The sequence below is a fragment of the Arcicella rosea genome (assembly GCF_040543805.1).
Lineage (GTDB): Bacteria > Bacteroidota > Bacteroidia > Cytophagales > Spirosomataceae > Arcicella > Arcicella rosea.
This window is the reverse complement of record NZ_JBEUMS010000020.1, coordinates 53,709-69,047: the sequence shown is the minus strand read 5'-3', so window position 1 is coordinate 69,047 and position 15,339 is coordinate 53,709. Positions and strand designations below refer to the sequence as shown.

Sequence of the window (15,339 nt, the reverse complement as noted above, 5' to 3'; positions counted from 1 at the left end):
TGTAGAAGTAACCAAATACCCAATTTATTTTTGATTTTTGTATGATTTAATATGTTTTTGTTTTGTAGATTATAATTTCTTAATAGTTAGCCTTAGTAAGAGATTTTCAAAACACAAGACCCTTTCAAATAAAGCATTTACCAATAATCGACAACCAATTTCTGAAATATGGCTCAGCCTTACGTCCAAAAAATCAACAGTCTCTTGGTAGCCAATCGTGGTGAGATTGCTATCCGAATCATGCGTGCTGCCTCTGAATTAGGTATTCGCACCGTTGCCGTTTATACGTTTGAAGACCGTTATTCTCTTCACCGATACAAAGCCGATGAAGCTTACCAAATCGGGAAAGATGATGAGCCTTTAAAACCTTATTTGGATATTGAAGGAATTATTAAACTCTGTAAAGAGAAAAAAATTGATGCGATTCATCCAGGATATGGCTTTCTTTCTGAAAACGTAACGTTGGCTCGCCGTTGCCGTGAAGAAGGAATCAAATTTATTGGTCCTTCACCAGAAGCAATGGATGCACTTGGCGATAAAGTAGCTGCGAAAGTAGCTGCCAGGATTGCAAAAGTACCAATGATTGAAGATTCTAAAGAAGATTTAACCAGCTTTGATATTGCCCTTTCGGAAGCACGTAAAATCGGATTCCCAGTAATGGTAAAAGCTGCTGCGGGTGGTGGCGGACGAGGAATGCGTGTAGTTCGTGAAGAAGAAGCTTTAGAAAAAGCTTTCAGTGAAGCGAAAAACGAAGCAAAAAATGCTTTTGGTGATGATACTATTTTCATTGAAAAATTTATCGACCAACCAAAACATATTGAAGTACAATTATTGGGCGATCAACACGGAAATTTAGTTCACCTTTATGAACGTGATTGTTCAGTACAAAGACGTTTCCAAAAAGTAGTTGAAGTAGCGCCTTCTTTTGGGTTAAAAGAAGAAACTCGTCAAAAATTATATCAATATGCTTTATCAATCGGTAAGGCTGTAAATTATTATAATGCTGGTACGGTAGAATTCTTGGTGGATAAAGATGAAAACATTTTCTTTATCGAAGTAAACCCACGTATTCAAGTAGAGCATACCATTACCGAAGAAGTAACAGGAATTGACATCGTTAGAACACAAATTCTAATTGCCCAAAACTATAAACTTTCAGACAGTAATATCTTTATTTTAAAACAAGAAGATATTCCATTGAATGGTTATGCAATTCAGTGTCGTATCACTACTGAAGACCCAGCCAATGGCTTCAAACCAGATTTCGGAACAATTATCGCTTACCGAAATGCAGCAGGTTTTGGCATTCGTTTAGATGAAGGTTCATCATATCCAGGTGTAAAAATTTCTCCATACTTTGATTCAATGTTGGTGAAAGTATCTGCTCGTGGTAGAACCTTGAAAGGAGCTTCTGAACGTCTTTCTCGTGCTTTAACAGAATTCCGTATTCGTGGTGTAAAAACGAATATTCCTTTCCTTAAAAATGTAATTACGCACCCAGTTTTCCAAAAAGGAAAATGTGTGGTACAATTCATTGATTCACATCCTGAATTATTCGATTTTAAAACTTCAAGAGACCGCTCAACAAAAGTACTTCGTTATTTGGGAGACGTTGTAGTAAATGGTAATCCAGATGTAAAAGTTAAAAACGAGCGTACTTTCCGTACACCAGTTGTACCTGCTTTTGATGCTTTCGCAGCATATCCAGCAGGAAACAAACAATTGTTAGATTCGATGGGTGCTGATAAATTCAGTCAGTACATCAAAGAACAAAAGCAAATTTTATATACTGATACTACTTTCAGAGACGGTCACCAATCTTTATTAGCAACACGTGTCCGTACTAAAGATATGGTAGCGGTTGCTGAAAGCTATGCTAAAAACTTCCCTCAATTATTTTCAATGGAAGTTTGGGGCGGTGCTACTTTCGACGTAGCGATGCGTTTCTTGAACGAATCTCCTTGGAAACGTTTAGAAGCATTCCGTGAAGCAATGCCAAATATGCTTTTACAAATGCTTTTCCGTGGTTCAAATGCGGTAGGTTATTCAGCATATCCAGATAATTTAATTGAGAAATTCGTAGAAAAATCTGCCGAAACAGGTATTGATGTCTTCCGTATTTTCGACTCACTAAACTGGGTTGAAGCTATGAAAGTATCTATCAAAGCTGTTCGTGAACGTACAAACGCTATCGCAGAAGCTTCTATTTGTTATACAGGTGATGTCTTTACGAATGAAAAATATTCGTTACAATATTACTTAGATATGGCTCGTCAGTTAGAAGACGAAGGAGCGCACATCTTGGCAATTAAAGACATGGCTGGTTTACTTAGACCTTACCAAGCACAATTGTTAGTAACAGAGTTGAAAAAAGCTCTTTCAATTCCTGTACACTTACATACACACGATACTGCTTCGATTCAAGCGGCTACTTATTTAAAAGCCATTGAAGCTGGTGTTGATATTGTGGATTGTTCTTTAGGTTCAATGTCTGGCTTAACGGCTCAACCGAACTTCAATTCTGTAGTGGCAATGATGCAAGGAAACGAGCGTGAATGCCCAATCAATTTACCATTATTGAATCAATACTCTACTTATTGGGAAGATATTCGTCAATTGTATTATCCGTTTGAATCTGAATTAAAAGCAGGAACTGCCGAGGTTTACGATAACGAAATTCCTGGCGGACAATATACTAACTTACGTGGACAAGCCATTGCTTTGGGTGTAGGCGATAAGTTTGAATTGATGAAGAGCAATTATGTTGAAGCTAACAAATTGTTTGGCGACATCGTAAAAGTAACACCGTCTTCAAAAGTGGTTGGTGATATGGCTATCTTTATGACTGCCAACTCTTTAACTGCGGAGGATGTATATGCGAAAGGGGCAACGCTTTCTTTCCCTGAGTCTGTAAAAGATTTCTTCAAAGGTGGTTTAGGTCAGCCTTATGGCGGTTTCCCGAAACAATTACAAGAAATTATCTTGAAAGGTGAAATACCATTGACTACTCGTCCGAACGATACAATTCCTCCAATTGATTTTGGAAAGGATTTTGAAGATTTCAAAACGAAATTCCCAGAAAACGAGCAAGGAGAATTAGATTATCTTTCATACAAAATGTATCCGAAAGTATATGAAGATTACTACAAAGCGCAACAAACTTATGGTGAAGTTTCATTAATTCCGACGCCTGCATTCTTGTATGGTTTAAAACCAGACGAAGAAATCTTGATTACAATTGATGAAGGAAAAACAATTATTGTAAAATATTTGTATAAATCTGAACCTGACGAATCTGGACTTCGTACTGTTACTTTTGAATTGAACGGACAAGCTAGAAGAATTAAAGTATTAGATAAAAACATCAAAATTGAACGTGCTCAACATGCTAAAGCTTCGGCTAAAGGCGATATTGGCGCACCTTTACAAGGTCGTTTGAGTAGAATCTTGGTGAAACCAGGCGATGAAGTAAAGAAAAATGCTCCTTTGTATATCATTGAAGCTATGAAAATGGAATCAATCGTTTCTTCACCATTCGAAGGTATCGTTTCAAGAGTTGTTCTGAATGAAGGAACAGTTGTTGAACAAGAAGATTTAGTGTTAGCCGTTGAAGAAGCCACTTTACCTGAGCCAGACAAAGAAGAATACTTATTCGTTTATGGTACGCTTAGAAAAGACTTCGGAAATGAATTACATAAACTAATTACTCGTAATTCTGAATTTATCGGAATAGCTGATTATCAAGGAAAAATGTACAATATCGGTGAATATCCGGGTATTGTAGCTTCTGATGATGCTAATAGCAAAGTAATTGGTGAATTGTATAAACTTTCAAATTCTTTAAGATTAATCAGAATTTTAGATGAGTATGAAGAATTCTATCCAGAAAATATTGCTGAAAGTGTTTTTGTAAGAAATGCCGTTTCAGTGAGTATTGATGGAACAACTTATGAAGCATACGCATATCTGTACAATCATCCGACAGACGGTTTACCAGAAATAACAAGCGGTGATTTTTTAGCCTAAATAATCATTGACTTGAAAATTCATGAAGAGCCTTGGAGAAATTCAAGGCTCTTCTGGTTTTATTCCATTCAAAAAAGAGAATGTCATAAAGCGCAAAGCAAATCACTTCTTTATCTTTGTAAGAATTTATTTCATCAAAAACTATCAACAATATGACCATTGAATTAAGAAGCGATACTTTTACAAAACCTACACCTGTAATGTTAGAAGCAATGTTTTCGGCGGAAGTTGGAGATGATGTTTTTGAAGACGACCCAACCGTCATTGCCCTCGAACAAAAAACAGCTAGCATGTTTGGCTACGAAGCAGGATTATTCTGTACTTCTGGCACAATGACCAATCAAATTGCCATCAACGTCCACGTAAAACAAGGTGACGAAGTAATTTGCGATGCTCTCTCTCACATTTATTTGTACGAAGGCGGAGGTATTTCAGCCAATTCTATGGCTTCTGTTAATTTATTGCAAGGCGATAGAGGAAGATTAACGGCTTCTCAAATCAAAGAAGTAATTCAGCCTGATAATATCCATCATCCTATTTCAGCTTTGGTTTCACTGGAAAATACTGTCAATAAAGGTGGCGGTGCTTATTATCAATTAGCTGATATTCAGGACATCAAAAAGCTTTGTATCGAAAACAACATTCCTTTGCATTTGGACGGAGCAAGAATTTTCAATGCTTTGGTAGAAACACAGGAAAGTCCTTTGGAATATGGCAAATTATTTGATTCCATTTCAGTTTGTCTTTCAAAAGGTTTAGGAACGCCCATTGGCTCTGTATTATTAGGCACAAAAGACTTTATCAAAAAAGCAAGAAGAGTAAGAAAACGTTTGGGCGGAGGTTGGCGACAAGCAGGATATTTAGCAGCAGCAGGTATTTATGCACTTGATAATAACATCAATCGTTTAAAAGAAGACCACGCTCGTGCTAGAATTATTGGCGAAACGATGGCAAAACTACCAGAAGTAGAAGAGATTTTACCAGTGGATACCAACATCGTCATTTTTAGATTAAATGATAAAATACTTTCATCTGATTATGTTCAGCAATTACACGAAAAAGGTATTAGAGCCGCTACTTTTGGTAAACACTTAGTTAGATTTGTAACGCATTTAGATTTTACGGATGAACATTTAGAGGAGTTTCAGAAGAGAGTTTTATAAATGATATTAGGCACAGTATTTATTTACTGTGCCTTTTTTAATGTCATCTGTATTGTGTAAATTTATCCTAACACTAAACAACTTTATTGATGCAAAGTAATGCCCAAACTCCCGACCAATACATTGAAGAATTGCCTGAGGACAGAAAAATCGCCATTAGCAATTTAAGAAAAGTAATTCAGGAAAACTTACCTGAAGGTTTTCAAGAAACTATGGGCTATGGTATGATTGGCTATGTAGTTCCTCATTCTCTTTACCCAAATGGTTATCATTGTGCCCCGAATCTTCCTTTGCCCTTTTTGAGTATCGCATCACAGAAAAACTTTATTGCAGTTTATCACATGTTGGTATATTTTGACCCAACCCTCAATGAATGGTTTGTAAACGAATTTCCCAAGCATTCAAAAGCTAAATTGGATATGGGAAAAAGCTGTATCAGATTCAAGAAATTAGACCAAATTCCATTTGAATTAATTGGAGAATTAGCCTCTAAAGTAACAGTTGATGAATGGATTAAGATTTATGAAGCACAATTGAAACGGTAAATGAGATTACTCTTCTCCTACCAATTACAGCTAAATCATTCCACTTTTTGAATTATCTTTCAGAAAAATTCAAAAATGAAAATACTTTTATCCTTACTCTGCTTTATAAATTCCTTTGTTTTAGTGGCTCAAACAGACTCAAGTTTGAAAGTCACTGAACTTCAACCTGTTATTATTAGCTCTTCTCGTTTTGTTGGAAAGGATATTCAAACGCCTTTGGCTGTTACGGTTATCGACCAAACTCGTTTACAAACTGGACAATCCAAACTTTCTATGTTCGATGCGTTGGGTGCTGTACCGGGTGTTTTTGCGATGAATTCTGAAAATTTTGCCCAAGATTTACGCATTTCTATTCGTGGTTTTGGCGCAAGAGCTTCTTTTGGTATTCGTGGCTTGAAGGTTGTAATGGATGGCATTCCAGAATCTATTCCTGATGGAACAGCTAAAGTTGGCAATTTAGACATGGGTTTAATGGAACGCATGGAAGTAATCAAAGGGCCAACTGCAGGTTTGTATGGCAATGCTTCGGGTGGAGTAATCAGTCTTTTTTCAGAAACGCCTAAAACTTTTTTTGCCGAAGCACAAGCTACTTTCGGCTCTTTTGGGTTTCAAAGATTACAATTTAAAACGGGCCAAGAAATTGGGAAAGTCACTTATTTTTTGAATGCTTCTCGTTTGACAAGTACTGGTTATCGTAATCACAGTGCTTTAGAACGTAATTTTTTCAATGGAAAAGTAATTTATAAGTTTTCGGACAAAAGTAATTTGAGTGTTTTGATGAGTTATGTGGATAGCCCAAAAGCAGAAGACCCAGGTGGATTGACGCAAGCTGATATTGACAAAGATAGACGACAAGCCAGACAAGTAAACATAGACTATAATGCTTACGAAACTTTTAAACAAAGTAAATTAGCCTTGATTTACGACCAAAAAATTGGCGAAAAACATCAAATCAATGCTCGTGCTTTTTACTTAAATCGTGATTTTAATAGTCAACAAGCTACCAAAGATAATGGACAAATTGCTTTCAAAAGAGATTTTTCTGGCGGAGGTTTTAATTATCAATTCACTGAAAAAAAATATAGGCTAAAAGCAGGATTAGACATTGAAAATCAACAAGATAATCGCCAAAGATATGATAATTTATTGGGTGAAAGAGGGATTTTAAAACTCGACCAAATTGAATCTTTCAGCAATATCGGTACATTTATCTTGCAAGAATATACTTTCAATCCCCAATTCAGACTTTCATTAAATACTCGTTTTGATGATATTCAATTAAAAATTTCGGATAAATTCTTGACTGATGGCGACCAATCTGCTACGCAATCTTTTCAGCGTTTTAGTCCGATGTTAGGATTTTCGTTTGCTCCAACAGTCAATCAATCTATTTATACCAATATTTCAAGCAGTTTTGAAACGCCATCTTTGAATGAATTATCCAATAATCCATTGAATACTGGCGGTTTTAATCCTGATTTAAGTCCACAGAAATCAAGAAATTTTGAATTGGGTTATAAAGGTATTCTTAGTAAAAAATTAAGATTTGACCTAGCTCTTTTCACGATTGAAGTACAAGATGAGATTGTTCCTTACCAAATTGCAGGACAAGCAGGAAGAACATTCTTTAGAAATGCAGGTTTATCGAACCGAAAAGGTATTGAAGCTGGTTTAACCTACAAAATACTGACAGGTTTAACTACTTATTTGAATTATACTCTCTCCGATTTTGCTTACAAAGAATACCAAACAACCGCTGGAAAATTTGATGGAAATACTTTGCCTGGCATTCCGAAACATAATATTTATTCGGAGTTTAGATATTTTGATAAATCTGGTTTATTTGGCATTGTTCAGTTAAGAAGTATCAGCAAGATTTATGCGGATGATGCCAATACTGTAACTAATGATGGATATTTTACAGCAAATGTACGACTGGGCTATCGTAAGCAAATTGGAGCTTTAACTTTAGAACCTTTTATCGGTATTAACAACTTAACGAATACCGTTTACAATGCCAATGTTCAAATCAACGCTACAGCCAATCGTTACTTTGAACCTGCTTCTGGAAGCTTTTTGTTTGGAGGAATTAGTGTGAGAGCGTTTTAGATATGGGATTTTGGATTTCTGTCGTCGGATTAATTAAACCTATAAGGATTTATATAATTGACTAATAATAAGAACTTTAACCTCAAATCCTTATAGGTTTATATTCTCAATTAATTTATTCTAAATACTTATCTATGAAAAATTATGAAAAAATTAAAAATACATTGGTAAATGAAGATGAGGAAAAAGCATTTAAGTTATTAAAGAGTATTGAACTGGATATAGCAATGTATTCATCTTCTTTAATTGATTCATTTGTATTATTAAAACCATGTCAGGTAAAAAATGATATTGCTCTTTTACTTTCTGAAATGAGTAATGAAGATTTTGTTCCAATTGTTATTAATGATATTAAAAAATATCTTAATGGTGAAGACATTGGGTCATTAATATATTTCCTACTTGATAAAAATATAGGAGATTATATTGTTGATATAATTGACATTTTATGTAACCTTAATCCTAAAAATGACAATTTTGAAGCCTTTGAAATGATTCATTTAATCTTGAAGGAATATGAAGGAAAAGTTTCAAAAAAAGATATAAACACATCTATTCTGTTAATTAATAATACATTAAAATCAACAGCCCAAAATGAGCAACGATATAATTATATAAATTGGTGTTTGAATTGGCTACTACAAAAAAAAGCCATTATTGAGTTTATCGATAAAATGGAACAAAATCCTGAAATTTCACTGGGTGATTCACACTGATTATTTCCCTGCATTTCTCTAAGAGAATCTACAATTATTATCTCTGAAAATCTGCGGGTAAAATATTTTTTTCCAAACTCTTCAAAAATTATATTATCTTCGCCATCCCAAAGAATGAAATAATTACATTTCATTTGATGTTCTTTTAATCATTTGGGGGCGACCGGTATTGACAGCTTGTGCAGGTCGGTGGTAAGCACGTCGGGAGTTGGTCTAATCTCCTGTTAAAAATTAGTCCGAAAAACAATCGGCAATACTCAGTATGCCATGGCAGCTTAATCCTTAAAGGATTTCGTTTTGGATAGTTATCAACGGAGTTGGAGCTATTCGCCACACCCCACTCGGCTAAACTCTGCCGCTGGGATACGGGGTGTCGAAACGCAGAGTCGAATGTTGTGATTTCTCTAAGCAAACATTTAGTACAAAGAGGATAAGGATAGTTTAAGGTCCGGCTTGAACCCTGCCTATCTCGAAAAAATAATCAAGACTAAACGTGAAGAAAGCTATCGAGTTCCTTGTCTGGACGAGAGTTCGAATCTCTCCGTCTCCACTCCTTAAACCGCTTATACAATGTGTATGAGCGGTTTTTGTTTTATTTGCCTTTCCGTATTCTTCCTAAAACATTCTATTTATTATACCCATTAGTACAATTGTCTTCCTGAGAATTTTTCTAAAAAGAACTCTTATTTTTCTAGTTTACTCTAAACATTTTCTAGTAAGTGATGGAGTTTTTCTTATCTACTTTGCAATTTTTCTGACAAGAAAAAGTCTATCGTTAATCTTCTTTAAAGTTTTTCTGACAAGAAAAAGTCTATCGTTAACCTTCTTTAAAGTTTTTCTGACAAGAAAAAGTCTATCATTAATCTACAATGGGATATTGTAGATTAACAATGCTTGGGATATAACTCAAAAAATTTGAATAGTGTCAAAGGATAAAATGAATAAAAAGAGGCTAGGCTTATTGAAAATAGAGTCTCTGCTTTAATGAATTGTTTGCAGCTTTAAAACACAAATGGCACAACCGAAGGTTATGCCATTTGTGTTTTTATCAATTATCTTAAAGATTTACTTTTTTAAATACGTTTCAATTTCTTGCAGATTCAAGGCATTGAATGTCATTTCTTTGGTTAAACCTCCTTTGCGAGCCACTGCAACACCATAGTGCATATCAAAATATCCATCTTTTTCGTGTGCATCTGGATTGATAGAAAGTTTTACATCTTTTTCTAAAGCGTATTGTATCCATCGCCAATCTAAATCTAATCGATATGGACTGGCATTGATTTCAATGATTACATTATTGGCAGCGCAAGCATCTATCATCTTTTTATAATCGACGGGATAACCTGCTCTTGATAATAATAATCTTCCAGTTGGATGTCCAAGTATAGTTGTATAAGGATTTTCAATCGCTCCAATAATTCTTGACATCGCTTTTTCTTCTGTCATTTTAAGATTTTGATGAATTGAAGCAACGATATAATCAAAGCTTTTTAGTACATCATCTGGATAATCCAGAGAACCGTCTCCTAAAATATCAGATTCTATGCCTTTTAGTATTTTAAAAGGTCTGTCTGTCATCAACGAATAAGCTTGATTCAATTTATCAATTTCAGCATGTTGCTCATACACTCTTTCTTCCGAAAGTCCTTTGGCATAAGAAGCAGTTTTTGAATGGTCTGCAATTCCCAAATATTCAAAGCCTAATTCTCTACAATAATCAGCCATTTCTTTTAAAGAATGTTTACCATCTGAATAAGTAGAGTGATTATGCAAAATACCTTTGAGACCATCCCAAGTAATTAATTCATCATTCTGATGTTTTTGTACCCAATCAAATTCAAAATTACCTTCTCTCATTTCTGGAATGATATAAGGAATATTTACACTTGAATAAATGGCTTCTTCCGAATCAAAAACTTGTTTTTGAACAGTCTTTAAAATGTTTTGACTTGCCAAATGCTTTGGAGAAGCTGAGTAAATAAATACTTGGTTTACAAACTGAGCAGGCGAGCAAATAAGCACTTCAATATCAATAGCTTTCCCTTCAAAATGTCCTCTCCATGCAAAAGGAGAAGAAACCTTTTCATCTTGTTGTAAAGTAGGCAATGAATTGATTAACTTTTGAACTTCCCAAGGTTTATCATGCCCTACCACCAATTGAATGGTTTCTACAATTTCATTTTTACGTCTGACATCGCCAACGATAGATACTTGTTCAAAATGTTTTTCCAGCTCATCGAATAATACTTGCGCCAACTCCTCTCCTTTCTCCATGCGAAGCTTTCCTGTATTCGACTGCGCATATAAAATAGATTCTTTGATGGTATTTTGAATTTTATCTCCAAAACCTTTCAATTTTGCTACTTCGCCATTTTCACAAGCTAAAAGCAATTCACGAGTATCAGTAATATTGAGTTCCTGCCAAATTGTGCGTACTTTTTTGGGACCGATGCCTTTGATATTGAGCATATCCAATACTCCTTCGGGCGTGCGAGCAAGTAATTCTGTTAATTCTTGTGTCGTTCCCGTTTGTCGGATTTCATCAATTTTTCCAGCAATACTTTTCCCAACACTTGGCAAAGTAGCTAATTGAGCTACCGACTTATTCAATAAATCTTCGGTAGTTTTATCCAAAGCACGAACAGCAAAACCAAGATTTTTGATTTTGAATTCGTTTTCGTCGTGTAATTCAAGCAGCTTTACCGAGAGTTCAAGTAAGGCGACAATGTCTTCGTTATTCATTGCTGATTCAATTTATTGATTCGCTTGTTCTGATAATTTTGTTTCTTGTTCAGCCAAAACCTCTGCTACTGGTCTAAAATTTCCTTTTTTCAACAATTCATTTTCAGGAACGTAAGGACATACTTCCAAAATGGTTGTTAGGTTAATGTCTGTAATCAGATAATCGTTCAGATTACCTAAGTTTTTCACTAAAGCTTCGTACACATCTTTAGGATTATCAGCATTAATCAACATCATGTGTGGTACTTTCTTTTCTTTCTGCGTTTTTTCGTCGAAAGTAATGTATTGTACCTTGGCTTTATACCAAATCTCTGAACCATTTTCTTCAAAGAAAACTTCACTGAGCTTCATTTTAGCTAAATTAATCAACTGAAAATCAGGTGTATTACTTGCTACTACTTCAAACATTCTTGCTTCTGCTTCTGTATAAGAAACTGCATCAACTAAGTATGCTTCATTAATTGTTTTTAAAGAACCCGCTTCGTCTTCACGTTGGTAACGTATTTTACCTAAATACCAAGTTGCCATGTTTTGTTGTTTTAATATGAACAACCTCACCCCTAACCCCTCTCCTGTTGAGAGGGGAACTTTAATTTTGATAAGCCCCCTCTCAACAGGAGAGGGGGTTGGGGGTGAGGTTTACTTCGCCAAATTTTATTTAAGACCTTTTCCTTGTATTTTTTACAATTACACAAAACTATCAAGACTTATGGAGGAATACAATTTGTGAGGGATAAGTTCTTGCAACCCTTGAATAGTTTTTAGCATCTATGCTTTCAAACTAAAATCTCTACAGGCTGATTATCTTGATTTTATTCCTTAATTTTAATTACAGAATTCAATAAATCCTCTTCTAAAATTATTTAACAAAATGGAATCAACAAGCACATTAAGTCATCCATTACACACTCATCAAAGTAAAACAAGTTTCGCCAGTCTTCTTTTAGGCATTCCAATGTATGTTTATGTTGTTGCTATTTGTTCATGTTTAGTCATCAGTGGTATTCTGTGGGATATTGCTTGGCACATGACGATTGGCAGAGACGGGCTTTTCTCTGCGCCACATAATTTAATTTATATTGGTGCGGCTTTCGCAGGAATTATTTCAGGGTTTCAAGTATTAAAAACTTCTTTTTGGGGAAATGCTACAGAAAAAGGTAAAATGGTAAATTTCTGGGGGATTTTCTATAGCTCATTGGGCGGAATGTTTTGTATTTGGGGAGGTTTTGCCGCAGGAACTTCTGCTCCTTTTGATGATTGGTGGCATAATACTTATGGCTTAGATGTTCAAATTTTTTCGCCTCCGCATACAGTTTTGCTTTTGGGGTTAATTTCTATTCAGATTGGAGCGATGATTATGGTTTTAGCCATTTTGAATAGAAAAGAAAAAGTAGCGAGTTTAACGAAGGAACAAAACGAAGCAAGAAACATCCGTTTGCGTTGGATTTTTATCTTTACCGCAGGCATGGTATTAGCAACTGCTTATACTTTTATGTTTGAATTTTTGGGAAGATGGAATATGCACGGTGCATTATTTTACCAAATAGGTTCTGCTTTATTTCCTTTATTAATTATTCCTTTTTCAAGGGCATCTGGCAGTAAATGGGGCGCTACTTATTCCGCTTTAATTTACATGATTTATTACATTACTATCAATGCAACGCTTAGAATGTTCCCCGCAGAACCTTTATTAGGACCTATTGCCAATCCTGTTACTTTCTATCAGACAACGGCTTTCCCTTTATTATTAGTTTTCCCAGCAATGGTGATTGATATATTGACTACAAAATTCGGTGCGAAAAATGATTGGTTTTTAGCAATACTAATGGGCTTTGGTTTCTTAGCTACTTTCTTGATTATTCAATATCCAGCAGGAAATTTCTTACTTGAATCACCTTATGCACGTAACTGGTTCTTCCAGTCAGACGCATGGTCGTATAGTAGCAGTGCAGATTGGGAATATCGTTACAAATTTGCTCCTTGGGATGTTACTGAAGGAATAGAAGCTTGGGCAAAAGGCGGAGGGATTGCATTGTTACTTGGTATTTTATCGGCAAGAGTTGGTTTGCTTTGGGGGAAATGGATGCAGAAGGTTCAGCGATAAATAACTGGAACTATTCCGTTATTTATCAATTTTACGCAAAAGGAAAAATGTTTTTTTTAATCTTAATTATTCATTCTTAAAGACCTTACTTTTCTTGTCTTGACACAAGAAAAGTAACAAAAGAAAGTCAAGAAATTCCGAATCGCAGCGGCGAACCGCCTCGCTCCGCTCAAACAGCGGAATTTCGAAAAATGCTGACGCCAGAATAATAACATATTTTTCTTTGCTTTTTGTAGGTTTCTATTTACTCTTTCTTTACAAGCCTTAAAAGAAAATTATACTATGAAAAATATATTGTTAAACAGTTTTTTATTACTCTTAAGTTTTTGTTTTACTTATCCAATTCAAGCTCATATTGGTAGTTCGGGTGTTGTTTTTGAAGGAAATGCTGGTAAATATGCTTTGCAAGTATATGTTCAACCGCCTGATGTTATTCCGGGAACAGCAAAAGTAACGGTGATTGCAGATGCTAACGATATTCAGAAAGTAAATATCAAACCTATTTATTATTGGTTTGGTGATGAAGGTTCTCCTCGTTCAGATGAAGCTTTTCCTGTAGCAAACCAAGCTGGGCGTTACGAAGGACAAATCTGGTTGATGAATTCTGGTGCTGCCAGTGTACAAGTAGAAATCATCGGTAGTCGTGGTAAAGGAAGTTTGATAGTTCCTTTAGTTGCCATTGCTACTGCCAAACGTGCGATGTCACCATCTTTAGGTTGGGTTTTAGCAGGTTTAGGTTTATTGTTAGTTGGCTTGCTAACAACCATTATTGGTGCAAGTACAAGCGATAGTTTACAAACTGTTGGTGAACCAATTAGTGGAACTACCATGAAAAAGAGAATCAAAGGCTCTGTGATTGGAGCAAGTTTTTGTGGTGTTTTACTTTTTGTGGGTAATAATTGGTGGAATGGTCTGACGGATGATTATCAAAGAAATCTCTATAAACCTTATACTGCCAACACAAAAGTGATAGAAGAAAATGGTGTCTCAGTTTTAAAATTACAAATTGATAGTAATTCTGTACAAAGACGTTGGCTAAGTTATGCCATTCCTGATCATGGAAAATTAATGCACTTGTTTTTAATTCGTCAAGGTACGATGGATGTTTTTGCTCATTTACATCCTTCCAGAAAAGATACTTTAAATTTTGAAGCACAATTACCTGATTTACCTGCGGGCAAATATTTATTATATGCCGATGTCATGCGTTATCAAGGCGCACAATATACCATTGCTGATACTGTAGAAATCAAAAAGCAAATTAGTAATGGTAATAATTCAAGTACTTTAAAAGACCCATACGATGCCTACGCCATTACTAATCCGTTAAATACCAAAGAGGCAAGTATCAAAAGTGATTTGATTACAATTTGTGGAACGCCCGGTGTTAAAACCAAATTACAAGATGGTTCAAGTATTGTTTGGGAGGAAGACCCCAATAAACCTTTAATGATGGGAAAAGTCTATGATTTAAAGTTTAGTATTCTCAGTCCAGATGGTACAAAAGCTAAACTTGAACCTTATTTAGGAATGATGGGACATGCCGCTATTGTAAAAGATGATGGCTCAGTTTATATACATTTACATCCAACTGGAACGGTTTCAAGTACTTCTGTTTCTGTCATGCAAAAAAGACTCGACGAAACATCAAAGAAACCTAATATTTTACCTGCTATCGCTTTTAAAGATAGTGTAGATAAAATCATGACAAAATTAAGTATGATGACAGAAGCAGAAAGAGACAATTTTTTGATGCCAAATATGTTACATACAAACGACAAAGCCGAACATCACAATACGGTAAATTTCCCTTACGTCTTCCCACAAGCAGGAAAATATAGAATTTGGTTACAAGTAAAAAGAAATGGCAAAATCCTGACTGGAACATTTGATGCGAAAGTGATGTAGGATTTTGGGATTTCAGATTTCAG

Annotated in this window: 9 protein-coding genes and 1 other RNA gene; 8 read left to right on the top strand and 2 right to left on the bottom strand. The window is 35.2% G+C overall.

Annotation, left to right across the window (positions count from 1 at the left end; all coding sequences use genetic code 11):
- Positions 1 to 168: 168 nt before the first annotated feature.
- From ABID42_RS21635 to ssrA, 6 genes are all read left to right on the top strand, one after another.
- The gene (locus ABID42_RS21635; protein WP_367285438.1) at positions 169 to 4,026 is read left to right on the top strand and encodes a pyruvate carboxylase; all 3,858 of its coding nucleotides are present in this window, start codon (positions 169 to 171) and stop codon (positions 4,024 to 4,026) included.
- A gap of 152 nt (positions 4,027 to 4,178) precedes the next feature.
- On the top strand, positions 4,179 to 5,189 hold the full coding sequence (locus ABID42_RS21630) for a threonine aldolase family protein (protein WP_367285437.1): 1,011 nt from the start codon (positions 4,179 to 4,181) through the stop codon (positions 5,187 to 5,189).
- Positions 5,190 to 5,278: 89 nt separating this feature from the next.
- Positions 5,279 to 5,734, top strand: a complete 456-nt coding sequence (locus ABID42_RS21625; RefSeq protein ID WP_367285436.1) for a DUF1801 domain-containing protein — start codon at positions 5,279 to 5,281, stop codon at positions 5,732 to 5,734.
- Between the two features lie 144 nt (positions 5,735 to 5,878).
- Positions 5,879 to 7,843 (top strand): TonB-dependent receptor family protein, encoded by a 1,965-nt coding sequence (locus tag ABID42_RS21620; RefSeq protein WP_367285435.1) that lies wholly within the window; start codon positions 5,879 to 5,881, stop codon positions 7,841 to 7,843.
- A 134-nt stretch (positions 7,844 to 7,977) separates the two neighbouring features.
- Positions 7,978 to 8,559 (top strand): hypothetical protein, encoded by a 582-nt coding sequence (locus ABID42_RS21615; protein WP_367285434.1) that lies wholly within the window; start codon positions 7,978 to 7,980, stop codon positions 8,557 to 8,559.
- A 155-nt stretch (positions 8,560 to 8,714) separates the two neighbouring features.
- Positions 8,715 to 9,112: a transfer-messenger RNA gene (gene ssrA, locus ABID42_RS21610) on the top strand.
- Between the two features lie 512 nt (positions 9,113 to 9,624).
- On the opposite strand, the gene ABID42_RS21605 is transcribed toward ssrA, so the two are convergent.
- Positions 9,625 to 11,304 carry a PHP domain-containing protein gene (locus tag ABID42_RS21605; protein WP_367285433.1) on the bottom strand — a complete coding sequence of 560 codons (1,680 nt, stop codon included), beginning with the start codon at positions 11,302 to 11,304 and terminating at the stop codon, positions 9,625 to 9,627.
- Positions 11,305 to 11,316: 12 nt separating this feature from the next.
- A complete protein-coding gene (locus ABID42_RS21600) occupies positions 11,317 to 11,832 on the bottom strand; it encodes a DUF4494 domain-containing protein (protein WP_323689674.1) in 516 nt (171 codons plus the stop codon).
- Between the two features lie 343 nt (positions 11,833 to 12,175).
- Here ABID42_RS21600 and ABID42_RS21595 point away from each other — a divergent pair, with 343 nt between their 5' ends.
- Both ABID42_RS21595 and ABID42_RS21590 read left to right on the top strand, forming a co-directional pair.
- Positions 12,176 to 13,408, top strand: coding sequence for a hypothetical protein (locus ABID42_RS21595; protein WP_367285432.1), 1,233 nt, complete (start codon positions 12,176 to 12,178; stop codon positions 13,406 to 13,408).
- A gap of 282 nt (positions 13,409 to 13,690) precedes the next feature.
- The gene (locus ABID42_RS21590; RefSeq protein ID WP_367285431.1) at positions 13,691 to 15,316 is read left to right on the top strand and encodes a DUF8832 domain-containing protein; all 1,626 of its coding nucleotides are present in this window, start codon (positions 13,691 to 13,693) and stop codon (positions 15,314 to 15,316) included.
- Positions 15,317 to 15,339 lie beyond the last annotated feature (23 nt).